This is a genomic window from uncultured Methanobrevibacter sp., from assembly GCF_902784195.1.
Lineage (GTDB): Archaea > Methanobacteriota > Methanobacteria > Methanobacteriales > Methanobacteriaceae > Methanobrevibacter.
In genome coordinates, this window is the sequence record NZ_CACZTX010000001.1 from 41,774 (window position 1) to 67,558 (window position 25,785).

Annotated in this window: 25 protein-coding genes; 15 read left to right on the forward strand and 10 right to left on the reverse strand. The window is 33.5% G+C overall.

Annotated elements, in window-relative coordinates; all coding sequences use genetic code 11:
• Positions 1-177: 177 nt before the first annotated feature.
• The 6 genes from hdrA to QZU90_RS00190 form a co-directional block, all read right to left on the reverse strand.
• The gene (gene hdrA / locus QZU90_RS00165) at positions 178-2,484 is read right to left on the reverse strand and encodes a ferredoxin:CoB-CoM heterodisulfide reductase subunit HdrA (RefSeq protein ID WP_295606363.1); all 2,307 of its coding nucleotides are present in this window, start codon (positions 2,482-2,484) and stop codon (positions 178-180) included.
• The gene (gene hdrB, locus QZU90_RS00170) at positions 2,481-3,422 is read right to left on the reverse strand and encodes a ferredoxin:CoB-CoM heterodisulfide reductase subunit HdrB (RefSeq protein ID WP_295606366.1); all 942 of its coding nucleotides are present in this window, start codon (positions 3,420-3,422) and stop codon (positions 2,481-2,483) included. Before hdrB ends, hdrA begins: the two co-directional genes overlap by 4 nt.
• Positions 3,419-4,078, reverse strand: a complete 660-nt coding sequence (gene hdrC / locus QZU90_RS00175; protein WP_295606370.1) for a ferredoxin:CoB-CoM heterodisulfide reductase subunit HdrC — start codon at positions 4,076-4,078, stop codon at positions 3,419-3,421. The genes hdrB and hdrC overlap by 4 nt, the downstream gene beginning before the upstream one ends.
• 127 nt (positions 4,079-4,205) lie before the next feature.
• Positions 4,206-5,462: a methanogenesis marker 16 metalloprotein gene (locus QZU90_RS00180; RefSeq protein WP_295606373.1), complete on the reverse strand. Its 1,257-nt coding sequence runs from the start codon at positions 5,460-5,462 to the stop codon at positions 4,206-4,208.
• A 12-nt stretch (positions 5,463-5,474) separates the two neighbouring features.
• Positions 5,475-6,245 carry a phosphosulfolactate synthase gene (gene comA / locus QZU90_RS00185; RefSeq protein WP_295606378.1) on the reverse strand — a complete coding sequence of 257 codons (771 nt, stop codon included), beginning with the start codon at positions 6,243-6,245 and terminating at the stop codon, positions 5,475-5,477.
• A 264-nt stretch (positions 6,246-6,509) separates the two neighbouring features.
• Complete coding sequence (locus tag QZU90_RS00190) at positions 6,510-7,223, reverse strand: UPF0280 family protein (protein WP_295606381.1); 714 nt, start codon at positions 7,221-7,223, stop codon at positions 6,510-6,512.
• 386 nt (positions 7,224-7,609) lie between these two features.
• Between QZU90_RS00190 and QZU90_RS00195 the strand changes: the two genes are divergently transcribed.
• From QZU90_RS00195 to QZU90_RS00205, 3 genes are all read left to right on the forward strand, one after another.
• Positions 7,610-8,407 carry a 2-amino-3,7-dideoxy-D-threo-hept-6-ulosonate synthase gene (locus QZU90_RS00195; RefSeq protein ID WP_296854701.1) on the forward strand — a complete coding sequence of 266 codons (798 nt, stop codon included), beginning with the start codon at positions 7,610-7,612 and terminating at the stop codon, positions 8,405-8,407.
• A gap of 98 nt (positions 8,408-8,505) precedes the next feature.
• Positions 8,506-9,636 carry a 3-dehydroquinate synthase II gene (locus QZU90_RS00200; protein ID WP_296854703.1) on the forward strand — a complete coding sequence of 377 codons (1,131 nt, stop codon included), beginning with the start codon at positions 8,506-8,508 and terminating at the stop codon, positions 9,634-9,636.
• A 252-nt stretch (positions 9,637-9,888) separates the two neighbouring features.
• A complete protein-coding gene (locus QZU90_RS00205; RefSeq protein WP_295606390.1) occupies positions 9,889-10,086 on the forward strand; it encodes a hypothetical protein in 198 nt (65 codons plus the stop codon).
• A 358-nt stretch (positions 10,087-10,444) separates the two neighbouring features.
• Here the strand turns inward: QZU90_RS00205 and QZU90_RS00210 are convergent, their stop codons facing one another.
• Positions 10,445-10,966, reverse strand: a complete 522-nt coding sequence (locus QZU90_RS00210; protein ID WP_295606393.1) for a nitroreductase family protein — start codon at positions 10,964-10,966, stop codon at positions 10,445-10,447.
• A gap of 221 nt (positions 10,967-11,187) precedes the next feature.
• Between QZU90_RS00210 and hemL the strand changes: the two genes are divergently transcribed.
• From hemL to QZU90_RS00255, 9 genes are all read left to right on the forward strand, one after another.
• Complete coding sequence (gene hemL / locus QZU90_RS00215) at positions 11,188-12,453, forward strand: glutamate-1-semialdehyde 2,1-aminomutase (protein ID WP_296854704.1); 1,266 nt, start codon at positions 11,188-11,190, stop codon at positions 12,451-12,453.
• A 171-nt stretch (positions 12,454-12,624) separates the two neighbouring features.
• Positions 12,625-13,167 (forward strand): flavodoxin family protein, encoded by a 543-nt coding sequence (locus tag QZU90_RS00220; RefSeq protein ID WP_295606399.1) that lies wholly within the window; start codon positions 12,625-12,627, stop codon positions 13,165-13,167.
• Positions 13,168-13,347: 180 nt separating this feature from the next.
• Positions 13,348-14,139 carry a methanogenesis marker protein Mmp4/MtxX gene (gene mtxX, locus QZU90_RS00225; protein ID WP_296854706.1) on the forward strand — a complete coding sequence of 264 codons (792 nt, stop codon included), beginning with the start codon at positions 13,348-13,350 and terminating at the stop codon, positions 14,137-14,139.
• A gap of 222 nt (positions 14,140-14,361) precedes the next feature.
• Positions 14,362-15,126 carry a polyprenyl diphosphate synthase gene (gene uppS, locus QZU90_RS00230; RefSeq protein WP_295606406.1) on the forward strand — a complete coding sequence of 255 codons (765 nt, stop codon included), beginning with the start codon at positions 14,362-14,364 and terminating at the stop codon, positions 15,124-15,126.
• 90 nt (positions 15,127-15,216) lie between these two features.
• Positions 15,217-15,978 carry a TatD family hydrolase gene (locus QZU90_RS00235; RefSeq protein ID WP_295605729.1) on the forward strand — a complete coding sequence of 254 codons (762 nt, stop codon included), beginning with the start codon at positions 15,217-15,219 and terminating at the stop codon, positions 15,976-15,978.
• Between the two features lie 86 nt (positions 15,979-16,064).
• Positions 16,065-16,745, forward strand: a complete 681-nt coding sequence (locus tag QZU90_RS00240) for a 2,5-diamino-6-(ribosylamino)-4(3H)-pyrimidinone 5'-phosphate reductase (RefSeq protein WP_295605730.1) — start codon at positions 16,065-16,067, stop codon at positions 16,743-16,745.
• A 333-nt stretch (positions 16,746-17,078) separates the two neighbouring features.
• Complete coding sequence (locus QZU90_RS00245; protein ID WP_295605731.1) at positions 17,079-17,390, forward strand: hypothetical protein; 312 nt, start codon at positions 17,079-17,081, stop codon at positions 17,388-17,390.
• Complete coding sequence (locus tag QZU90_RS00250; RefSeq protein ID WP_295605733.1) at positions 17,387-17,752, forward strand: DUF2283 domain-containing protein; 366 nt, start codon at positions 17,387-17,389, stop codon at positions 17,750-17,752. The genes QZU90_RS00245 and QZU90_RS00250 overlap by 4 nt, the downstream gene beginning before the upstream one ends.
• Before the next feature lie 1,361 nt (positions 17,753-19,113).
• Positions 19,114-19,263 carry a hypothetical protein gene (locus tag QZU90_RS00255; protein ID WP_296854709.1) on the forward strand — a complete coding sequence of 50 codons (150 nt, stop codon included), beginning with the start codon at positions 19,114-19,116 and terminating at the stop codon, positions 19,261-19,263.
• Between the two features lie 101 nt (positions 19,264-19,364).
• Here QZU90_RS00255 and QZU90_RS00260 read toward each other — a convergent pair whose 3' ends face one another.
• Positions 19,365-20,036, reverse strand: a complete 672-nt coding sequence (locus tag QZU90_RS00260; protein ID WP_296854713.1) for a histidinol phosphate phosphatase domain-containing protein — start codon at positions 20,034-20,036, stop codon at positions 19,365-19,367.
• A gap of 234 nt (positions 20,037-20,270) precedes the next feature.
• Here QZU90_RS00260 and QZU90_RS00265 point away from each other — a divergent pair, with 234 nt between their 5' ends.
• The 3 genes from QZU90_RS00265 to QZU90_RS00275 all read left to right on the forward strand — a co-directional run bounded on the left by QZU90_RS00265 (position 20,271) and on the right by QZU90_RS00275 (position 22,692).
• A complete protein-coding gene (locus tag QZU90_RS00265) occupies positions 20,271-21,266 on the forward strand; it encodes a pantoate kinase (protein ID WP_296854715.1) in 996 nt (331 codons plus the stop codon).
• A gap of 17 nt (positions 21,267-21,283) precedes the next feature.
• The gene (locus tag QZU90_RS00270) at positions 21,284-21,814 is read left to right on the forward strand and encodes a class I SAM-dependent methyltransferase (RefSeq protein ID WP_295605741.1); all 531 of its coding nucleotides are present in this window, start codon (positions 21,284-21,286) and stop codon (positions 21,812-21,814) included.
• 161 nt (positions 21,815-21,975) lie between these two features.
• Complete coding sequence (locus QZU90_RS00275; protein WP_295605743.1) at positions 21,976-22,692, forward strand: DUF4012 domain-containing protein; 717 nt, start codon at positions 21,976-21,978, stop codon at positions 22,690-22,692.
• A gap of 209 nt (positions 22,693-22,901) precedes the next feature.
• Here the strand turns inward: QZU90_RS00275 and QZU90_RS00280 are convergent, their stop codons facing one another.
• Positions 22,902-24,158, reverse strand: a complete 1,257-nt coding sequence (locus QZU90_RS00280) for an NAD(P)/FAD-dependent oxidoreductase (RefSeq protein ID WP_296854717.1) — start codon at positions 24,156-24,158, stop codon at positions 22,902-22,904.
• Positions 24,159-24,350: 192 nt separating this feature from the next.
• A complete protein-coding gene (gene aspS / locus QZU90_RS00285) occupies positions 24,351-25,673 on the reverse strand; it encodes an aspartate--tRNA(Asn) ligase (protein ID WP_295605747.1) in 1,323 nt (440 codons plus the stop codon).
• Between the last annotated feature and the right edge of the window lie 112 nt (positions 25,674-25,785).

A 25,785-nucleotide genomic window follows, 5' to 3' on the forward strand; every position in this document is an offset into this window, starting at 1 on the left:
AAAAATTAAATTATTAGACAAATTAGATAATTTGAAATATTAATAATTATAAAAATAAGATAAATAAGAAAAAAGAGATTTTTGCACTCCTTTTTCTTTAAAAAAATAATTAAAAGCACAGTTTCAAATAAAAAAAATAATATTGGGATTATTTAATCTTTTATAATCAAAAGATTCTTATTTCCCTTCATCCAGCTGTGCAATTTTTTTATCAAAATCTATGAATTTGCGAGCAAGTCCTGAAAAGTATGGGATATACACTTTTGAAAACATCAATCTTTCAGGATCTTCATCCATTTCAAGGATTCTATCTTTCACTCTTTGGATTTTTCGCTCAACCTCATCATACATCAGGTCTCCAGGGAATTCACCAATGAAGACTCCATCAGCACCATGGTCCAGTGCATATCTGATATGTCTTGGACGAACTCTATTTACTGAAATAACCTTAATGATGTGTATTGACTCAGGATAAGATAGTTTATTTACTCCAATATTGTCTGCAGCAGTGTATCCAATGTTATCCAAGAATACTAAAATCATGCGTTGGCCTTCTTGCTTTTTAGACAATACTCCTTTGATTGTGGATGTGATTTTCTCATCAATGTTACCGTTTACTGTAATTGCCCTTTGATTACATCCGGTAAGACATTTACCACATCCTGTACAGCTCATTGGATCTATATAGATTTCATCCTGCTGTATGGTCATTGATTTGTATTTGCATCTTGAGATGCATTCTCCACAAAGTATGCAGCTTTCGTTATCTATTTCTGCAATGAATGGCTCGATTTCAACCTTTCCATAGTTGTATTCAGCAACTTTTGCAGCTGCTGCTGTTGCCTGCATGATTGAATCGGTGATGTCTTTTGGATCGTGTGCTGTTCCACATACGAATATTCCCTGAACATCAGTAGCCACAGGCTTGATTTTTGGATGTGATTCCTTGATGAAACCGTCTTCTGTTGTTCCTATATTTAAGATTTCAGCGATTTCACGAGTGCCGTCGGATGGCTCCATTGCTGTTGAAAGAACAACCATGTCCGCTTCAATTTCAATGAATTCTCCTTTCAAGGTATCCTCTGTTCTTACTATGAAGTTATCTCCTTTCTTGACTACCTCTCCAGGTCGACCTCTCAGGAAGCGAACTTGATTTTCCTGAGTGTGCTTGTAGTACTTTTCAAACATTCCAGGGGTTCTGACATCAGTATAACATATCAATACATCAGTGTCGGGGTATTTATGCTTGATGATGTTTGCATTCTTAAGGGCTACTGTACAGCAAATCTTTGAGCAGTATTTGTGTCCATCAGGCTTTTCATCCCTTGAACCAACACATTGGATCATCACTACACGTTTAGGAACTTCTCCATTGGCTTTTAGTAGCTTGCCCTTTGTAGGCCCGTTCACTCCAGTGATACGTCCCAATTCGGACTGGGTTATAACATCATCATAACGGTCGTACCCATATTCCGGTCTTTTTGACATGTCAAAGAGCTTATGGCCTGTTGCAACGATGATTGAACCCACTTGGAGAAGGCTTCTTTCACTTTTTCCCCTAAGCTTTATTGCCTTCATATTGCATGCCTTGACACATTTTCCACATTTTTCACAGTTGTCCATATCAATTACATAGGCTTCTGGGTAGGATTGTCCGAATGGCCTGTAAATTGCCTTTCTCATGGAGAGGTTATCGTTCCAGTCATTTGGAACTTCAACTTCACAGGCTTCACTGCATTTGCCGCATGCAATGCATTTTTCAGTGTCAACATATCTTGGACATTGTTCAATGATTAAATTATAGGTTCCCGCTCTTCTTTCAGCTTCAATCACTCTTGCATTGGTCATTATTTCAATATTGTCATGCCATACAATCTCATTCAATATTGGGTTTAAAAGGCACATCCCACATTCTTCTGCAATCTTGACTGGTGAGAAGACCTTACCGATCTTTGCCATATGGCCTCCGATTGAAGGGGACTGCTCTATTATTGTTACCTTGATTCCTTGCTTTGCAAGGGATAATGCTGCATTCATTCCAGCTATTCCCCCACCGATTATTGCAACTTCATTTGGGGTTTGGCAGTAAATAGGGTCAACAGCTTCTGATTGCTTCAGCTTTTCGATTGATGCATTGATGAGAGTGAGGGCCTTTTGGGTTGCTTTCTCCTTATCTGAGTGTACCCAAGAGCACTGTTCACGGATGTTTGCCATGTCCATTAAGTAAGGGTTTAGAGGTTTCACATAATCCTGAAATGTTTTTTCATGGCTTATTGGGGAGCATGCTGCAATCACAACACGGTCAAGGTCATGCTCAAATATTGCATCTCTAATCAGTTTTCGTCCATTGAGAGAACATAAGTTCTCAAACTGGCCAATGAATTCAACATCAAGCTCGCTTCGAACCTTATCCAAATCTACAATATCCGCTATATTTCCTCCGCATTCACATAAGAATACGCCAACTTTCAATTCTTCCCTCATTTAGAAACCTCCTTCAACTCTGTAATAATTGAATCAATTGGAACTGTATGGGCTTTTGCTCCTATTACCTTATCGAAATCCCCTCCCATTGCAAGTGCAATGAACTGGGCTATATTCAAATGAATCGCCTTGAACTTTCTGCCTTCACGCTTGGATATCAAGTCCTGATATCTGTCAAATTGAATATGGCAATTTGGACATAAATGGACTAGAATGTCCACATCCTCATCTTCAATTGCATTCATCTTATCTGCAGTGGCTGTAAATGACAATTCTGGATTGGAATATCTTTGTCTAAATCCTGTACCGCAGGTTGCACGCTTGTGGTCATACCATCCAATTGTTTTGCATCCGCACTCTTCTATTATTTCATCCATGATGTTCGGATCCCTTACGCCGCCGATTGTATCCTCATAGTGGACCTTGCAGTAATGGCATCCATGATGGGTTGCTATTGTGTAATCACTTAAATCATATTTGATATGGTTTTTCATCTCATCTTTCTTGCCATATAAAATGTCTATAACATGGAAAATGTTTTCTGTTGGCTTCAAGTCATCCTTTTCATATTTTAAGTGTGATAAGCCGTTTTCATCAAATAATCTGTTTATATGTTCTCTCAAATCATCCTTTTTATTGAGCAATTTAACTGATTTCTTATTTATTGCATAGCATGTTGCACACATCATCACAAGGTTTGGGCAATCAAGTTCCTTGGCTATCTTGAAATTCCGTGCTCCAATTGCTGTTGTGTCGATTTGGTCAAAGACATCTGAATAATATCCGAGACCAGTGCAGCAGGTTTGCTTTTCGGATATCTTATAGCCAATGCCTAATTTATCAAATACAAACTTTGTTGAAGCTTCAACACCAGGATATTCAACGCTAACAAGACAGCTTCTAAAGAGCAGAATGTTTTTATCGGGAATGGATTTCATTCTTCTTCCTCCTGCATGATTCTTGATACTTGAATGTTCTTTTCATGAATGAGTGATATTTCTTCCTCTTGGCTTTCCCTTATCTTTTCAATCTTATCCTTAAAACCGGTTATTGTCAAGATCTTGCTTACTTCATCAATAACCTCTTTTGGAGGAATCAATGGAGGATCAAGCTCCAATTCATTTCTGATTTCATCCAAGTGCTGTCTGAAATCCCACCATCCTGGAACGTCACGGTCTATGTCATCAAAGAATATTTCTGGAATTGCTCCAATTGCTGCTGTAAAATAGGAATCTGCAAATCCCATATATTCGTAAAGCTTGTCATAAGCCATTTCATTCTTTATTGCAAATTGCTTTAATATTTGATTCACTTCACATACGCTGTTTCCAACAGGGCATACGCTATGGCATGTATAGCAGTAGAAACAGTTCCATATCCAATCCTCTTCCAGGATTGTCAAGTCTCCTTCCAAGACTCTTTCCATAATGTCTCGAGGATTATATTCGCTATGGCGTGCTGCAGGACAGGTTGAAGTGCACATTCCACATTGCACACATTTCAAAACCCCATCTTCCTTTGAATTTTTTACATCATCAATGACTTGTTCTGCAAAGTCTATGGGTGAATCAGTAATCTTTTGATGATTGGACAAATTTACACCTACTATAAATAACTATTATTTTCTATCATCTTCTTTATTTTTGATAGTTTATCTCTTTTAATCTAATTTAAACTCTTTATTTTTCTATTATTTTCTTTATTTTTGATAGTCATTGCTCTTAATCTAATTTAAACTCTTTATTTTCTATCATTTCTTTTAATTTCATTGATAATTTGTTTGCTCTTAATCTATCTGATTGTCTGCAAATGATTGGAATGTTAACTTCATTTCCATTGATTTTCAAATCAACATCACCGGTATTCATGTCAAATGCATTGTTAGGACAGTAATTTGCACACATTCCACAACCAAAACAATATGTGAAGTCAATTCTTTCACTTGCAAATGCATTTGTAGGGCATATTTCCTCTACAATGCATGAATCACATTTTAAACATTTGTCGCTATCATATTTTGGTCTCAAATCATTTTCTGCCCATAATTTGCCATAATCTGTTTCATCCAAAGGCAAATGGCGTCCTCTTATGTCTGCCACTGGAATCTTAACATCTTCATCCATTATAAGTAAGTTATTATAAATCTCTTCAGTCAATACAGGGATTGGTATTGCCACAGTATCATAAACCTCTCCGCCTTGTCCTGTCTTAAATCCTCCCATATAGTATGGATCCATTTTAGTAATATCTGCCGATAACATCAAGTTTGGCTTTTCAGGGCTTGACCTTGTTCCATTGCCTAATATGTAACCTTGGGTTCCATTCAAAAGGACTTTAGTTCCTTCCTTAATAATATTTTGAGCACAGTCGTTTTGAAGCGGATTCAATGCTCCACAGCCTGAAAATGTCAGTCCCCTTAAGTTTCCTTCAAGAGGTATCGCTCCAAATATTGATGAGACTGATTCCTCATTAGGATTTGTGAATGCAGTATAATTCTTAAATGACATACGTGAGCCTATTATCTGTGCTCTGGTAATGTCTTTCATGGTTATCTTATTTTCTATTGTTTTTCCATCAGCGCTTTCCACTCTCACATCAATTTCATTCCCTTCAAGAATGTCCTTAAGTAAGAATCCTCCGCCGTAGCTTTCATCATAGATTGAATGGGCTGTTCCATGAAGTATCACGTCAACTGAACCGAGCCATTCATTTGGGCATGGTCCTGCATAAGCCGGAACTCCATTTAAGTAAACTTCGCTGGCCCTTATGAATTCTCCAGGTTCAGAGACTATAAAGTTTAAAATAGCTGCGGTTCCGCTCATTACACCACAGGTACCGCAAGTAACAATATCAACTTCATCAAAGCTCGGTGCATCATCATCCTTAATGAGCTTTTTGAATTCTTCAGCAGTGAAAATTTTAGCTTCGCCATCTTCAATCTTTTGGTTTATTTCAGCAATGCTCCTTTTATTGGTCAATTGAACACATCCTTAAATTTTCCCTAATGTGTCTCCTCTCAATCCTCTTCTTAAAGTTTCAAGAGAAGTTATATCGTCGCTTGATATATTTCCCAAATTAACTTCATTTCCAAGTTTTAATATGAAAAATACCTGTTGGTCCTTGTTTGGAGCTTCCCAGAGAATTTTTTCATTATCAACATTATTTAAAATAGTATCTATCTCATCTTCCTTTGCCTTGCCTGATTTGTCAAATATTCCAATGTTCTTTCCCCCTTCACGGGCCTCTACAATTATCAGGGATGAACCGGCATTTAGTTCATCGTTCATAGCTTTGATTCTATCATCGAGTGACATTTCCTTATCTAAAATAGGGTCCTTTTTTCCCACTTCAGACAAGACTTCAAACCCGTCATCGCAAGCAAGCTCAATGCATTCCAATTTGTCTTCATGGGATATGATGGTGGATCCGTCTGATATCTCAATAGCAGGGAAGCCTAATTCATGCGCCTCATTGAAAAATTCATTGAGCCTCCCATTCTTATATGCAAGCTCAAATAATGTTCCTCCAGTATATGGGGTTATCTGGTGGGACTTATACATCTCTACCTTTGCTCTGATTATATCTTGTTCATGTACAATGGATGTTCCCCATCCAAATTTCAGGTAATCCACATATTCGCCGGAAATGTCCATTAGGCTGCTTGCAGTTTCAAGTCCTAATCCTTTATCCAAGACCATTGTCAATCCACAGGTCCTTGGTTTTTCTTCTCTTTTTTTGGATAAAAATTCAAATGATTTCAAAATATCACTCATTTATTTGTTTTTAAATTAATGTTTTAAATAATAACTATAGCATTATGATATTTATATATTTGGATTGTATTGTTTTTCATCTGTTTTTGGAGATTTTTTTGATAAATTTTTGTACAAAATTATTCTTCTTATCTTCTCAATTATCATTATTATTCTTATTATTGTTATTCGTCTTTGATTCTTATTTTTCTTTATTAATTCTTCTTATTTGCTATTATTCTTATTCTTTGTTATTGATTCTTGTATTATTTATTAGATTTTCACATCAAACTCTTTTGTCTCAACTATCTTCGGCAGTTTGCCGATTGTTCCGACATGATTGTCTGAAATGATTAAAGCCCCTTCAAAAAACTCTTTGTAATCTTCGCCACATTCCAAACCGTTTGACACCTTGTCTTCACTGCTTTCTCCATTGATTTCATTAGCTATTCTAGTTGCAAGCCCATCTGCAATTGACGCTGATTTGGAAATCACAGTAACGCTGTCAGATGTTCCAAAGCTTATGGAATGTCCTATTTTTCCTGAGGAAGTGCAGATTCCCAATGGCCTTTTTCGAGACTTGATCTTAAATGCAATGTCATTTCCTAAAACTTCATTGTTTGAATAGATGCCGCATAAGACCTCTTCATCATTTATCATTGCAATGTCTCCCCCATTTTCAATGATTGAATATCTTGAATCATTTGCAATCAAATAATCGAGAGACATTTCAGAAATTGTTCCTGCAACACAAGCCATAGGTCCAACATCAGCAATATTAGAGGATTCAACCATTGTTTTTACAATCAAAGGCAAATTCCCATCTCTTTTTATAGGCTCAAGTGCCAATAGGAAGTCCTGATCCTTTAAGAGATAGTTTTCCAATTCATTTCTGATGTAAATGATATATTCATTCAGATTATGATTTGGCAAATCTGTTCTTAAACGAATGTGTGTTTGTTTTAAATCAATTTCAGAAAAATTCATATTTTAATATTTGCTTTTAAAACTATATTAATTTTAATCAATCAGCATTAAACAATGTTCATGAATCATTTTAAAAAAAGATTTATATAATAGAACTTAGATATTAAGATATATGTAATAAAAAATACAATAGTGTATAAATATGTACATTATTATTGGAAAATTTTCATATTTTTTCAATAAGGAAGTTTTGTTAAACAAAAATATATAAACTATAATTTATTATATATTAAATGGAAAGATTATCATAGCTTTATATTTTAAATTATTTTTAAAGTAAAAGATTATCACATCTTTATTTTTTTTTAATAAATTTAAAAAGCAAAAGATAAATCATTATCCTAAAATTTATTTAATTATTATTTAAAGTTATGGAGACTAATCTTATGACTGAAATAGGAAAAAAAATTCGTTTAGAAAGGATTTTCAATAGAAAAACCGGAAGAACCGTAATTGCTCCTATGGACCATGGTGTATCAAGCGGTCCAATCAAAGGAATAATTAACATGGATGAAACCGTTGAAAGCATCTCCCAAGGCGGAGCAAACGCAATATTAATGCACAAAGGTATTGTAGGACTTGGACACAGAGGATACGGTAAGGACATAGGTCTTATTGTACACTTGTCTGCAAGTACCTCATTAAGCCCAGACCCAAACAACAAGGTAACTGTAACCAGTGTTGAAAAGGCTATCCAATTAGGTGCAGATGCAGTGTCCGTGCATGTGAACATAGGTTCTGAAACCGAACCTGAAATGCTTATGGAACTTGGTGAAATCTCTGAAACCTGCAGTTACTGGGGAATTCCACTTTTAGCAATGATGTACCCAAGAGGTCAAAAAGTGGAAAACGAGCATGATGTTGAAATGGTAAAGCATGCAGCACGTGTAGGTTCTGAACTTGGTGTAGACATTGTAAAAACTAATTATACCGGTGATCCAGACACATTCAAGGAAGTAGTGGATGGAGCATTAGTGCCTGTAGTCATTGCAGGAGGACCTAAAGTTGAAACAGACAGGGAACTTTTAGAGATGGTAAAGGATTCCCTTGAAGTTGGAGGAGCAGGTGTAGCATTTGGAAGAAACCTTTTCCAAGCTGAAAACCCTGGAAAAATCACAAGAGCTATTGCTGAAGTAGTTCACAATGATTTGGATGTTGAAGAAGCATTGAAATTCCTCGAATAATTAATCATAATTATGAAAGATGGTTTTTTTATCTATTAACAATCAATACAGAAAAATAATGCAAGAATTAATGCAAGAAAAATTTAAGGAGATTAAAATTGTCAAATAAATTCGCTTGGATTATGTCCCCAAAAGCAGATTGGGACGATAAGAAAGAATTCATCACAACAGCACTTGAATCAGGAATAGATTACGTTCTTGATACAGAAGACAGTGAAAACATCAGAAAGGTTGGAAACTTCAAGATAATTTCAAATGAAGAGGATGCTGACATTTATTTGGTTGGAATTGACGGTGAAGGAGACGGCACTCTTGAGCTTAAGGACAACTTGAATGAATCAGCAGATTTGGCTAAAGCAAATGAAGCTAAAAACAGTGGAAAAACTGTCTGTGCCTATATAGTCATTACCGACAAGTTGCATGAGCAATTGGCAGTGACATTAGGCAGAGTTGTTGACTATATAATCCTTGTAGCGACTGACTGGACAATCATTCCCCTTGAAAACATCATTGCAGATTTGCAAAAGGAAAATGTTAACATCATTGCTGCTGTAAAGACTGCTGATGATGCAAAAGTGGCTATGGAAACCTTGGAAGTGGGCACTGATGGTGTCATATTCGAGCCACAGGAATTTGCACAGATTAAAGACATTGCCAACTTGATTGATGAGCTTTCTACAGAAAGCTATTCCTTAAAGGACTTGACAATCACCAATGTTGAGCCAGTAGGCTCTGGAGACAGAGTATGCATTGACACAACAACCATGATGAAGCCTGGAGAAGGAATGTTAATTGGCTCTTACTCTAAAGCAATGTTTTTCATTCACAGCGAAAGCTTAGAAAGCGAATATGTGGCATCAAGACCATTTAGAGTTAATGCAGGGCCTGTACAAGCTTATGTTATGGTTCCTGGCAACAAGACAAGATACCTAAGTGAACTTGAAACAGGTGATGAGGTATTGATTGTTGATAAGGATGGAAAGACCAAAAAGTCTATTGTAGGCAGATCCAAGATAGAAAAAAGGCCTCTTCTTTTGATTGAAGCGGAATATGAGGATATGAAAATAAGGGCATTGGTTCAAAATGCAGAAACCATAAGATTAGTCGATGTGAATAATGAACCTATTTCCGTTTCAGTTCTAGAGCCTGGAATGAAAGTCAAAGGATTTATTGACGATAGCGCAAGACATTTTGGTATGGCTATTGATGAACAGATCATTGAACAATAACTTTTTTTAGATTCTTAAGGGCAATTGCTCTTAAATCATTTTTTTTAATTTTTTTTTTAACTATTTTTACTTTTTTTTAACAAATTTAAATCAATATTATAACAAGATTGTTATAATATTATAATGATTTTAAATCAATATTATGGTTAAATAAGAATTTTTAAGGATTTATATTAAAAATAAACTATAAATAAAAGTAATTATATATTTTTATACCTAAATGTAAACTCTTTAAGTCCAGGAGGTGATATTATGCATTTTTGCTTTATTGCCATGAATTTGGTTCAGGATATTCTTGAAGAAAATTCTATCTGGCAAATCCTAAAAAAGGAGGGTCATTATGTCTGTCCGATCAAAGATTTGGTTGGCACTGGTTGTGTATCTCATTTATTTGTGGTGCATGGCCTTTATAATCATAATGATTTTATACAAATTGTTATGAGGTCATAATGCCCTTTAAATTGTAGGAAAAAACTTTATTGCAAGATTTTGTTTTTAAACAACTCCCTAAGTTGTTCTTGAGTTTCCTTTGGCTTGTAAAGTTCACATCCTGCAATTTATAAACATATTAAAAAAGTTTAAATATTATTTCATTTATACTCATTAGTAGAGTTTAAAAAGTTTATTCATTAAACTTTTTGATCCAAACCTTTTTTATGGATTTACAATATCTATCTTAGGGATTGCAGGATTTTATCCTGCAATGTAGATATTGGGAATGATTTGAATCTTAATCCATTAGGATTAGATTCATAAATCATTTTTTTAAAAAATAAAAAAATATAACTATTGCTCTTTTTTTAACAATTTAACGAAGATAATGGACTTTTTCCTTATCGATATCATCAAGGCTGTAAGCTTCCGTATGCCCATCTTCTATTCCCAAAGCCAATATTCCAACTATTCTAAAGTAATCGTCAATTCCTAAAATGTCACGTACAAGGTCTTCTGTTGATTTTCCTAATTTGGATTTTCTCAAATGTATTTGGATCCAGCAGCTTCCAATATCCTGTTCTGCTGCCATCAAATGCATGAATGCTAAAGCTATTGAGGAATCTTCTATCCAGGTATCTGAAATCTCGCCGTTTGCAATTACAGCTATTGCCTTATTAGCATCCTTTACAAATGAAGCTCCAAATGCTTTTGATTTGCTTATTTCCTTTAATGTTTCCTTGTTTTCAATAACTAAAAAATTGCATGGCCTTAGGTTTCTGCTTGTTGGGGCAAGGAGTCCTGCCTGCAATATCCTGTTTAGCTTTTCTTTTGGGATCTCTTCATCAGTATATTTTCTTACACTTCTTCTTTTAAGCATTACATCCAATAAATCCATTCTATCATCCTTTAAAATTAGTTGATTGTTTATTTCTTGAATTGATTTTTATAGTTTATCTTATTAAACTTTTTATAAAATAGAAATAACTGCTTAATTATCATATTAAACTTTTTATAAAATAGAAATACCTATTAATTAAGATAAATAAACTATATTATATAATAATTGATTTATGATTAAAATTATTCATTTAAATTAAACTTATAGGAATTATTATCATGAATAGCGAAGAATTATTTAAAATAAGTAAAACCATCACTCCTGGAGGAGTAAACTCTCCAGTACGTGCTTTTGAACCTTATCCATTCTTTGTAAAGGAAGCAAAAGGTTCTCACATCAAAGACATTGACGGCAATGATTATGTTGACCACTGTTTGGCTTATGGTCCTATCTTGCTTGGTCATAGTGATGACGATGTCATGAATGACGTTTTTGCACAGATGCAAAAGGGAACCGCTTATGGTGCTCCTACTGAAAATGAGGTTAAATTGGCTCAGGAAATAATTGACAGGGTTCCATGTGCTGAGATGGTTCGTTTTGTAAACTCCGGTACTGAAGCTACAATGGCTGCAATCAGACTTGCAAGAGGGTTTACCGGTAGGGATAAGATTGTCAAGTTTGAAGGATCTTATCATGGGGCTCATGACTATGTGCTTGTAAAATCAGGTTCCGGTGCAGCATGTCTTCCGGATTCCGCAGGAATTCCAGTGGAAACAACCCAAAACACCCTTTCCGTACCATTCAATGATGTTGATGCATTGACCAAATTGATTGATGAGGAAGGAGAAAACATCGCCTGTATTATCGTAGAGCCGGTTATGGGAAACATAGGATGTGTGGAACCTAATGTAAAATTCTTGAAATTCCTTAGGGAAATCACTGAAGAAAATGATATTGTATTGATATTTGACGAAGTGATTACCGGTTTCAGAGTTTCCCGTGGTGGAGCTCAAGAGTATTATGGAGTCAAACCTGATTTGGTCACTTTCGCTAAGATATTAGGTGGAGGATTCCCAATTGGTGCTTATGCAGGTAAAAAGGAAATCATGGAACTCATTGCGCCTAACGGTAAAGTTTATCAGGCAGGAACCTTTAGCGGAAACCCAATTTCAGTTCAAGCAGGTCTTTCCACATTAAAGAAATTGGATTATGTATTCTATGGTGAATTGGCAAGAAAAGGAGACTTCTTGAGAGACAATATGAAAGACATCGTTGAAGACTTGAAATTGGACTTGCAGGTTGTAGGGCTTGCATCAATGTTCCAAATCTACTTCAATCCAGAGCCAGTTCTCAATTATGAAATAGCTCAAAAGTCAGACACCAAAAGGTTCTTGGTATACTTCAGAGAATTGTTGAAGAATGGTGTATTCATTCCACCAAGCCAATTTGAATGTAATTTCATTTCCGGTGCACATACTGAAGATGACTTGGTAAAGACATCAGAAGCTATTGAAACTGCATTGAAAGTTGCTTGGGAAAAATAGGTAAAATTAGATTAGATTAACCTATTTAACTAAAAAAACTATATATAATCGTAAAATAAACTATTAAATGTAAATTAATAAGATTTTATTAATTTAAAATAGGAGATTAAATGTAATTAATAATCATTTAAATTATTAAATACTGATTTAAATATTTTGGAGGTTTGAAAAATGAAAATTATTGCATTACAAGGAAGTCCACGTATCGGTGGAAACTGTGACGTATTAATGGATGAAATGATTAAAGGGGCAGAAGAAAACGGTCACGAAGTAGTTAAATACTACCTCGAAGAAGAAAACATTGCAGGCTGTAAAGCATGTATGTTCTGTGCTGAAAACCCTGACTGTGTACGTGAAGACGATGGTAACAAGATCATCAATGAATTGGTTGCAGCAGATGGTGTAATCTTTGCAACTCCTATCTACTATGGTCAAATGACTGCACAAGCAAAAACAATCATTGACCGTTTCTATGCAATCGGTCAAAACCCAAATAAAAGCTTAAGCGGTAAAGCAGCCCTTATCTTCACTGAAAACCAACCTGAAGGAACCTACGAAGCATACATCGAATTGACCAAATTCTCCCCATTCACATTTATGGGATATGAAGTTATCGGTCATGTAGATGCTGGTAGCGCTGGTCCTGCAGGAATCGTTGCAGAAGAACAAGAAGACAAATTAAAAGAAGCTTACGAATTAGGTAAACAATTCTAACCAGCTTTTACGTTGCCTTCGGCAACGAAAAACCTGGACCAAAATATTTTCACTAGTTTGGAGTAATTACTCTTAACTAGTTCTTTTTTTTAAACTTATTTTAACTATTTTTAAAAAATTCCTAATCATTTTTTCTAATTTTATAAAACTATAAATTAAATAATGAATAAAACAATTACTATGATTAGAATAGTGGCTGGTTTAGGAGAAAATGAGAATATCATTAAGGCTTCTAACGAACTCAATGAGATTGATGATTTGGAGATTACTTTAGTTAAAACTGAAGATGAACTTATAGAAGCATTTAAGAATCCGGAAATTGATGCAGTTATCAGAGGATCCCTAAAGGCATCTAAAGTCATAAAAGCCATTAAAGAGTTCAAATCAGATAAAACAATCAACAGAACCACTTATATTAATACAGAAGACGATGAAAGTTTTTCAAAGGATTATGAATTCCTGCTTGCTCCAGTAGGCATTGATGAAGGAAAGAACATTGAAGAAAAAGTCACTTTGGCTATTCAAGCAGCTAATTTCATCCAATACCTTGGAAAAAAGCCTAAAATAGCTATTTTAGCTGAAGGAAGAAAGGATGATTTGGGAAGAAGCGAAAGAATTGATGAAAGTTTAATATCCTCTGAAGAATTGACAAATAAATTAATTGAGACTTTTAAAGAATTGGATAATTTTGATAATGATAGTGATGAACTATCAAAGAATTATTCCATTAAAAACTATTATATTCTCTTGGAACAAGCTATTGAAGATGGTTATAACATCCTTCTTGCAAATGATGGCATCTTTGGAAACATCATGTTCAGGACACTTGTGCTTCTTGACAAATGGCCGAGCTATGGTGCTGTAACTCTTGGAATAGATGAGATTTTCATTGATACAAGCCGTGACCAAACTGTAGAAGGTTATGTGAGAAGCTTAAGATTAGCTTATAATCTATCTAAATTAAGAGAATAATTCTATTTTTTTATTTTCATGAATCTATTCATTTTACTTTTTTTTAATTATTTTTATAAATTTAAGAACTGTTTTTCTGAAAATTTATATAAAACTATTTAAATTATTTTTTTTAAATATATTAATATTAGAATTACTTCATTAAGTAATAGTTAAATAAAATTAAGGAAATTTTTCCAAAATAAAAAATAAAAAAATAAAAAAATATCATGGGGGATTGTTTTGCCACCAAAATTTTTATACAGTATCTATGAAAAGCGTCTTTTAAAGGAATTGGATCCTGAAAGGATGCCAAAGCATGTAGCTATTATCATGGATGGTAATAGAAGATACTCAAAGATTCAAGGAAATATGGAAGTTATCAAGGGACACGAAATTGGTGTAGATACCTTGGAAAAGGTTCTTGATTGGAGTATTGATTTAGGAATCGAAATAGTTACCGCTTATGCTTTTTCCACTGAAAACTTCAATAGGCCTGAACATGAAGTGGAAGGATTGATGAATCTCTTTGTCAAGAATTTCAAGAGAATTGTAAGTCATGAAAAGATTCATAGGAATAAGGTTAAAGTTAAGGTTGTAGGAAGAACTGAACTCTTGCCGGATAGCGTTAGAGAAGCTATTATGGAAGCTGAAGAGGCTACAAAGGACTATGATGAAAGACTTTTCAACTTGGCTATCGGTTATGATGGAAGATTGGAAATCGTTGATGCAATCAAGAAGATCTATAAGCAAGTGGAAGCAGGTGAGATTTCCATTGACGATATCGATGAGGAAATGGTCAGCAAAAATCTTTACACTGCAGGGCTTGAAGATCCGAGCCTTATCATAAGGACCAGTGGTGAAGAAAGACTTAGTGGATTCCTTTTATGGCAATCTTCCTATTCAGAGCTTTATTTCTGCGATAGCTTATGGCCAGAGTTAAGAAAGGTTGACTATTTAAGAGCCATTAGAGACTATCAGGAAAGAGATAGGCGTTTTGGAGTATAATACTTTAAAAACTTAAAATTTATTTCTCTTTTTATCTTTTTTTAACATAATTATTTTATTTTTATCATTGTTTTATTGATTGTGATTATTATGATAGACACACATTGTCATATAGATTTTGATGAGTTTGATGAAGATAGGGATAATGTCATATCCAGAGCTAAGGAAAAACTCAATGCTGTCATCAATTCAGGATATGGTTTGGAAAGCAATGCAAAGGCATTGGCTCTTTCTAAGGAGTATGAAGGATTCGTTTATCCAACCTTTGGATTCCATCCGGTATCATCCCAGAACTCTCCTCAAGAGGAAATAGATGCAGCACATAAGCAGATGATTGAGCATCTTGATGAGATATTGGCCATTGGTGAAGTTGGAATGGATTTCTTCTATTGCACAGACAAGGCATTGAGGGCTCGTCAACAGGAAATCTTCACAGGATTCATTGAAATTGCAAATGAATATAAGAAACCATTGCTCATTCACGGAAGAGACTGTGAAAAGAAGATATTCAATTTGTTGAAGGATTATGATGATATTCCTAAGGTGATCTATCATTGTTATGGGGGTAGCCTAAAAACAGCCAGAAAGATTTTGGATATGGAAGACCATTACTTAAGCTGTTCTACTATGGTATGCTATAGTCAAAGGCATCAGGACTTATTCAAGGAAATCCCTATTGAAAGAATCTTGACTGAAACTGACAGCCCATATTTGGCAATGACCAAGGATGAAAGAAATGAACCTGCAAATGTTGCACTTGCAGTTGAAAAACTAGCTGAACTCCATGAAATTAGTGTGGATGATGTATCTATACAAACTGAAAAGAATGCAAGATATGTATTCGACATATAATTTTGAATGAACGATTGATTAAATTGATAGTTGTGAAAATTATTTAATTCTAATTATTCTATAATTTAACCTAAAGGTATGATAAAATGAAACCTTATGTAATCCTTAATGCGGCTATGACATTGGATGGAAAAATAGCTACAAAAACTGGAAGTTCTGAAATTTCTGGAAAAGAAGATCTTGAACGTGTTCATGAAATCAGAAAGGAAGTTGATGGTATCATGGTTGGTATCGGAACCGTTCTTGCAGATGACCCAAGGCTTACCGTTCATAAGATAAATGCAAAAAAAGAGGATAATCCAATTCGTATTGTAGTTGACAATAAGGCAAGGACTCCACTTGACTTTAGGATATTGAATGATGATGCTGAAACAATCATTGCTGTAAGCAATATCTGTGATGAGAATAATCCCGATTGCGATGAGGATGCAGTTCTAAGGGCTAAGGAGCTTTCCAAAAGAGTCAATGTTTTCTATTCATCTAAGGAATCTGTTGATTTGGATGAATTTATGGATCATTTGTATTCAAAAGGAATAGAGACTCTTATGCTTGAAGGTGGATCTACACTTAACTTTTCCATGATTAGGGGAAATCTCATTGATGAAGTGAGGATATGCATAGCTCCTATGATTGTTGGAGGAAAGGATTCCAAAACTTTCTTCGATGGTGAAGGATTTGATTATATGAAAGAAGCTATTCCTTTGAAATTGGAAAAGTATTATCCTTTAGGAAAAGACTTTGTTATGGAATACAAGGTTTTAAAATAAGGTTTAATGATTAATTTTTTCTTACTGAATTTCCATCATTTTTTTTGAATTTTAATTTGCAAGTCTGCTAATTTTTCACCACCCTTTTTTTAATATTAATTTAATAGATATTTCTCAAAAATCACTTCTGTGTTTTTGCACAAAATCGCACTTAGATAATGTTTATTATCCTTGCTTTTAATATTATTTCAATATAGAAAGTAGATTATGGGGTTCTGACTAATCAGTTTAATTTTTATAATAGTTACTTTTCTTCATGGAATGGAAGTAATCATATTCCTCTGTTTTTTATGAACTCCAGTTTGATTTAAATTAAAAAAAGGAGAATAATAAATGAAGGATTATTCTATTGAAGAGGCAATTGAAATAATTAATTCATGTGATGAATCATTTGTGGCAGATACAAAGCATTTTGATATTAGGAATGTTCAAAGAATAGGAGATTTAGGTTTGATCTTTCAGACATTCTTATATAATCAATTAATGGGAATAATCAAACAGGACTATAATAAATTCAGACTATATTTTGAACATAGTCAAAAGCCTACAAAAGATATATCATTAGTGATAGGCATAAATGATAATAGAACTGTAAACTTTATAACTGTAATGGAAACTTATAGGAATCAAAGGGTGAGAAAATGAGCCGGGAAGTAGTATATGATTATGATTCTAAGGGAGACTCCCTATTCATATATTGTGTTGAGGATTATGAATATGAGGTTTCATTTGAATTGGACAATGATATAATTCTAGACATTGATTCAGAAGGGCAACCAGTTGCATTTGAATTTTTAAATGCATCAAAAATATTCAATTTGGATAAGGGATTTTTCAAAAATTTAGCAAAAATCTCCATTCGACTAATTGTCACTGAAAAGAAGATTGACTTAAAGGTTCAATTGATTGTTCCTGTTCATAATAAGACACAAATTTTTGGTGTTAATAGGATTGCAACTAATTTAAATGGGATTCCTGCAGTTGAATCTGAATTGGTTACAGTATGATAGATAATTGGTTTGATGATGAAAAGAACTAATTTGAAATAAAAATAGTTAAAAAGAGTAAATGAAAATTAAAATTAAAAATTATTAATAAAATAAATAAAAAATAAAAATCTGTAATAATTTAATAAAATAAAGTAAAATCATATAAAATAATGTAAAAGCAAACAAATCATTTCTTCTTTGTTTGCTCCTACTTGTTTTTGAAATTTTGGTTTTCAAATTGAGGTTTTATTTTTCGTATCTTGATAGTTCCACCTCTAATTTTTATTTTCGATTTGTGCGATTTGTTTTTCTTTTTTTGATTTGAAATATAGATTGAAGCAATGTTTTGTTGAATGATTTTAGTTTAATTTTCCTTGCTAAAACACATTTTTTTTACAAATTTGCTTAATTTATTTTTTGTTTGATTAATTCAAAAATTAATCATTCGTTCAACAGCTTAATTAATTGCAAATGCAATTAATACGTTTTTTGTTAAAATGTCTTAATTTAGGCTAATTAGTTCATTTTAACCTTTTTGGAGATATTCAGGTTAATTTTTTCTTTGGATTTTGATAGTATTCATTTTAATCCAGTTTCGATTTTCGACGCTGGAGTTTTCCCAAATATCTATATTAATATTTGTTCTTATAGTATATAACTGTTTTCACATATACAAACATTTTGTATATATACAAATATTTAGGCATACCTAAACATTTATATATGATGAAAACAAACTATAATTAAAGATATTTAGGTATACCTAAATTTTAAGGATTCGCCTACAAGTAAAAAGAATACTGTCATTAATCACTCCAAATTAAAATCAAGTCCTTGAAATTTTTGTACTTTTGTCTTTAATTCTCGGAGGTGAAAATATTGGGAAGAACCAAATGTGGAATTTGTGGTAAAAAGCAAATTAAACCGACTAAACGAGAAAGAAAAAGAGATCCAAAAGTTGTTTCTTTCAGAAAATGATTTTTGGAAATGATCTTTAAATAGTTCTAAACTTTTTAAAACTTTATTCGCTATATATGCTCTAACAACAAAACATTACGGAAAACAAATATCTTCAAAATTTCAATCAAATCAAAACACACATCCAAAATAAATTCACATATTATTTTCCAAATCGCTCAAATCAAATCTCAAATTAGAGCTGTATTAAAGAAGTTTTAATTTCTAAAATTTAATTGATTGGCAAACAAAAAGGATGCATTCTTTTTTGTTGCTGGTTGATGATCTACTGTTTTTCGATTTTTATTTTTAAGCTATTTTTTGATTTATTATTAAAACTTTATTAATGATGTTTTACATATACATATATAATTAGTTAAAAAATTTATTATAATTATTATTTTTATTTAAAAGGTGTAAATATGGGAAATATGGCTGAAGCAAGAAGAAAAATGCATGAAAGAGATGAAAGGGTAAAAAAGGAAAACAAGTCTGAAGTCAAGAAAATAAGAAATTTCTTCTTTGGCTGCTGTAACGATAAGGAAAGCAAAAAAGTCAAGGAACACAAATAATATTTAAATGGATTATTAAACACTATTTTTTAAAAAAAGATTATTTTTATTTAATTTTATTTAATTTTTTAATAAGTAAAAAAAAGTAATGAATGGAATAACTAAAGGTTTATTCCATTTCTTTTTAAGATTTTTCTAGGATTTTCAACAGTAGCTTTCATAACTTCTTCTTCTGTCATTCCAGCCCCTAATCCTATTTCAAATGCTCTTTCAAAAGTGATTAAATTGTCAGGAGAATGAGTGTCTGTATCGATTAGGAGATCATTTCCAACTTCTCTTGCAATGTTTGCCACATGACCGTTTCCTAAGCAGTGGCCTTTTCTTGCACTGATTTCCAAAGCGACATCATTCTTTTTAGCAAGTTCTGCCTCTTCTTTTGTGATTAAACCAGGGTGACCTAAGATATCGATTTCCTTACAGTTTACTGCAGCAAAGTTAGTTCCTTCCACAACAGGTTCATTCAATGTTTCACCATGAACAACAACAATCTTTGCACCTAATTCACGAGCCTTATCTGCAAGGTCTGGAATGGATTCAACAGGAGCGTGAGTGATTTCAGCACCTAAAACAACTGTAATGTCCCAGTTATTGTTTATGTCATCAATTGCAGCGCTGATTTCAGGGATGGTGTTGATGTTTGAATAATCGACATGGTCAGTAATAGCTATTGCTTCATGTCCAAGTACAAGTGCTCTTCTTGCAAGTTCAGATGGCAAAAGCTCTCCATCACTGAATAAGCTGTGCATATGTAAATCAATTCTTTTATAATTCAATAATATCTCTCCTTCGAGTAAAATAATTATAATTATAAATATAATTTTTATTTTTATTTTGAATATTTTATAATTATAAACTTTTATAAATGTTAAAAATCTAATTTATATTAATTAAATAGAATTATATATTTAATGTTTAATATTTATATTCTTATAATTTATAAACTTATTATTTAATTTTAAGTTAATTATTGATTAATTTTATATTAATTTTAAACTAGAAGTGTTAAAATGATTTCCGTATTTGTTCCATCTCATATCACTGGTTTCTTCAGCATTCTTGATAATGAAGACCCATTGTTGAAAGGGTCTTTAGGTGCAGGAGTGCTTTTGGATAAGGGTGTAATTACTGAAATGGATGAAAATGATGAGTTCTCTATTCTGATAAATGGAAAGAAAGATGAATACAATGAGGTAATTATTCTAAAGACAATAGAGCTTATGGAAAAGGACATTGAGTTTGATATGGATAATGTCCTTATAAAGCAAACAATTCAGGTTCCAATAGGATGCGGTTTTGGAACATCCGCTTCATCAGCTATTGGCACTGCCATTTGCATAAATGAGCACTTTGATTTAGGACTCTCTATAGAGGAATGTGGCAAGTATGCCCATTTGGCAGAAGTGGAGCTTGGAACTGGCCTTGGGGATGTGATTGGAGAGCTTTCAAAAGGAATAGTTCTCAGAACAAAACCAGGTGCTCCCGGATATGGTGAAGCAAAATCAATCGTTCCTCATGAAAAAACAGGATTTGGAGTTTTTGAAGTCTTGAAATCAGATTTCTATGTAATAACCAAATCATTGGGAGAGATATCAACTGCTTCAATCATAGAGGACCCAAAGCATAAGAAGATAATTACACAAGTTGGATTGGAAATAGGCGAAGAGTTCAATAAGAAAGATGATGGAATAGTCATTGGATCAAAATTCAAGAATAAGTTCAATGTAGCTGTTGACAGTGAATTCAATGAAGAGGAAACAATCAAGAAATTCATGAATGCCTCATTGAAATTTGCAAAGAAGACACATCTAATCAATGATGAGCTATTGCAGATTGTCCATGAATTGCATGGAAAGGTACTTGGAAGTTCAATGGCAATGTTGGGAAACACTGTATTTGCTATAGCAAATGAAGATCAAAAGCTTAAGTTGGAAGCGAAATACTATAATGAATTTGAATTCTATAAGATGGATACTGAAGGAATCTGTATAATGAGTCATGATTAATCAATGGGGTGATATAAGTGATAAAGCTCAGTTATGACATGAAAGTCTATAGGCAACATTTAAGGGAAGTTTTGGAAAAGACAGACAATGTTGTTGAATTAGGTGCTCATGTAGGAAAATCAAGTGAAATAATATTGTATAAATTGACTACAGGACGTTTGATAAGCATAGACAACAGTCCTGAAGCCATTGAACCTATGGATAGGCTTTCAAGATACAATGATAATTTCACATTCATAAGCGGTGATGTAAGGCTTCATGAAACCTTGGAGCAGGTAGCTAAATCAATTGACCGATGTGATGTGCTATCTATAGATTTAGGTGGCGGTTACCATCCAGACACTGTTTTCAAGGTATTTTACATTTGGTCATCCACCCTTAAGCCAAGGGATGTATTGATAAGGAATCAAGGTTTGATAGACTTTGTAAACTCTGCAGATTATGATGAAGAATTCACCTCAAGTGAGGGATGGCTTGAATCTTGCGGAAATCAGGGAATTCCCCCTCAAATCAAGGAATTCAGTCTATGGAGCGATAAGATAGAGTGATTTCACCAATATTTTTTCTTTTTTTATTTTACTTTTTTATATTATTTTTCAATTACTTTTTTTCTTAAAATTATTATATTATAAATACATTTATAAATATAAAACTCTAAATATTATAATGATATAAAAAATTATAATTATTTTTTTAAGGAAGGAATATTATGAGGCGAAAACAAAAACTAATTATAGCAATTCTTTCTATTATTCTTATTTGGTTATTAATAGTTATAGGGACCTTTTTCATAGGAGGTCCGGATTTAGCTGCAGAAAACAAGACTATTTTAGTTTTGGCAGCTGACAAGTACGAGCAGCCAAATGGTGGATGTGATATGGCATTCATTGTTCGTTTAGAAAATGGACACTTAAAGAGCTATGATCCATTCTATCCTGGTGGAATGGTGCACCCAACACAACCTGCTCCTGGAAATCTGAAAGGAAATATGCGGTTCCACGATTGTCTATGGAATGGTGTAGAAGAGGGTATGCAATATGCAAAAGAGATTGTAGAGTACCGTAACGGAACTAAAATCGATGCTGTTGTTCTTATCTATGATGAAGGATTAGATAATATTATAGATTCCGTAAGACCTCTTGAAGTTGACGGTGAAGTAACTAACCTTAGTGCAACTGACATTATCCGTGAAAACGACAATTACAACGGATATAAAGGCAATGGTGGTGTAACTGGAACCATGAATAGGGCAGATGCAGTAATGGTATTGGTTAAAGCTCTTTCCAATGCTGCAAAAGATCCAGATAAAAAACAAACAATGGTAAAAGCAGCTATGGATGAGTATAACAAAGGTAATATTGTTATGACTCCAAAAGGTTCCTTTGCACGTTTACTCGCAACAAAAGGATTTGAAAGTATTGTATAAATTTTAATAATTTATACAATTATATTTTTTTAAATTTTTTCATTTTTAACAATTGTTATATTATCTTTTTTTAATTTCAATATTGTTTATTTTTAAAAAATAAAATAAATAAAAAATAGAATCACTCTTTTTAAAAAATCAAAATAAATAAAAAATAGAAAAACTCTTTTTAAAAATTAAAATAGAAATAAAAGAAAAAAATCAATGATTTATTTTAAACTGTTTGCAGCTTCCTGACCAGCCAAGTAACCTGTTGCAAATGCTATCTGCAAGTTATATCCTCCAGTTGGTCCAGCCATTTCAAGAACCTCTCCTGCAAAGTACAATCCATCCACAAATCTAGATTGAAGTGTTTTGGAATCAATCTCTTTAGACTTGACTCCACCAATGGTGACCTTTGCAAGATCCATCTCCAATGACTCTATTTCAATAGGATGTCTCTTAAGGTTTTCAGCTATCTTGTTCTTGTCCTTTTTAGTGATGTTAGCCATGGTCTTGCTTGGGCTGATATTGATTTTCATCAGGAAGTAATCAATGAAGTTAGTTGGTAGGAACTTTTTCATATAATTTTTAATGGATATCTTACCATTATCCGGTGTATCTTTTGTGATTTGCTCCTTTATCTCCTCTTCAGTCATGTCTGGAGTGAAGTCAATGCTGATTTTATTTGTAAAAAGTTCAAGACTATCAATTTCATCATCATCCTTTTGATTTAAATTGTCATCTAGGATAGTGAACTTGGACTTTTCAATCAATAAATTGCTTAAGTCAATCACTGCAGGACCAGTCAATCCAAAGTGACTGATCAATGCATCCCCTCTAACACTAATTTTTTTCTTCTTGTCCTTGAATGAAAGCTCAACATCACTTAATGTGAGTCCGCTTAGGCTTCTAAGCAGGAAGTCATCTACATTGAATGAAACAAGTCCTGGCTTGATGTCAGTAATGGTATGATTCATCCTTGAAGCTATTCTATATCCATCTCCAGTGGACCCTGTAGATGGGTATGTGATGCCCCCTGTAGATACTACAATCTTTGATGCATTTAATGATATATTGATTGGACAATTGGTATGTATATCCACTTCCAATTCTTCAAGATATTCTTCCAAAATGTCTAAGATATCCTGTGCATCTTCACTGTCTGGGAAGATTCTCTTTTTGTCCTCTACATGGAATTCAAGGTCTTTCTCTTCAAATATTTCAAGTAATTTATCTTGAGGCAATGTGTATAATGCATGTTTAAGGAAGTTCTTGTTCTTATTGTAATAGTTCAATTGATCATGGATTGGAGTATCATTTGCAATGTTGCATCGTCCTCCACCTGTCATAAGAAGCTTTTTGCCTAAGCTATCATTCTTTTCTATTATGCATACAGTTTTTGGGCCTAAGATTTGCGCTGCTTTTATTGCAGCCATCATTCCTGCTGGCCCTCCCCCTATAATCGCTACCTTATATTCCTGCATATTATTACCTTGAATTCATTTTATTAAAGTTTTCGTTTTAAAATAGTTAGTTTAAAATAAGTAAAATAAGTATAAAAATAGTTCTTTTAATTTTAAATAAGTAAAATAAATAAGGAAAATCAAGTTAATTCCTTACTTATTCTTTTTCAATTAATTTTTATTTTAATTAATATTTTATTAATTTCCATTAACTTATGGAGTTAATCTGTGTCTGTCTCTTGGGAAGAGTACAGTTTCCCTAATGTTCTCAACACCGGTTAATACCATAGCTAATCTGTCAGCACCTACACCCCAACCAGCGTGAGGAGCCATACCATATTCGAATGCTTTCAAGTAGCTTCCGAATCCGTCTGGGTTTAAGTCTCTTTCAACCATTTGTTTCACTAAAAGGTCGTATTGGTGAACCCTTGTGGAACCTGATGAGATTTCAAGGTTTTTGTACATCAAGTCGAAAGCATGACTGATTTCTGGAGTGTCTTCGTAAGGCATTGCATAGAATGGTTTGATAGCTGATGGCCAATCGGTTAAGAAGTAGAAACCTTCTTGAGTATCTCCTAAAGCTTTTTCAGCTTCTCTGGATAAGTCTTCTCCCCATTCCATATCGATTCCTTTAGAATTGATTATGTCTACAGCATCGTCGTATTTGACTTCTGGGAATGGTCCTTCAGGAATAGCGCTTAAGTCGTATTCCAAAATTTCCAATTCTTTTGCACAGTTTTCCTTAGTTGATTTGAGAACTGCAGTGATCATTCCATCCAATACTTTCATTACATCAACATCATCTGCAAATGAGATTTCACAGTCAATGGAGACAGCTTCGTTCAAGTGTCTTAAGGTGTCGTGCTCTTCAGCTCTGAAGATTTGGCCGATTTCAAATACTTTGTCAAATCCAGCACCCATCATCATCTGTTTGTATAATTGTGGAGATTGGCCGAGGAATGCCTCTTTTTCAAAGTAAGTGATTGGGAAAAGTTCAGTTCCTCCTTCAGTAGCGGAAGCTACAAGCTTAGGAGTGTTGATTTCAATCATGCCCTGTTCGTAGAAATAGTCACGAACGGTTTTGAACATGTTAGCTTTTATCTTGAAGATAGAGCTGACATTTGCTTTTCTTAAATCCAAGAATCTTGAGTTTAATCTGGTATCGATTTCAGCCTTTACCTTTTCGGTAGGGTCCATTGGCAATGGCTGTTTAGCAGGGTTAAGGATAATGACTTCAGCTGGAATGATTTCTACACCATTTGGTGCTTTTCCTGCATCTTGCACTGTACCTTTAATAGCCACTACAGATTCTTTTCTGAGTGCTCTTAAATCATCTAAGATGCTTGCATCTACCTTTTTACTTGGTGCAGTTATTTGCACTAATCCCTCTCTGTCTCTAATGATTACAAAGATGATTCCACCTAAATCTCTTATTTCATGTACCCAACCCATAATAAGGACTTCTTCCCCACTGATATCTGGGTTTACGTCTTTTGAATAATGAGTTCTTCTTAAGTCGCCTAATAAATAATCCACGTTAATCGCCTCGATTATATTTACAAATTAATTTTTTTATTTTTCAATTAATAATAAACATTAGTAATTATTAAATTGTTTTAATTAGTTTAAGTTTTAATTAGTTTTAATT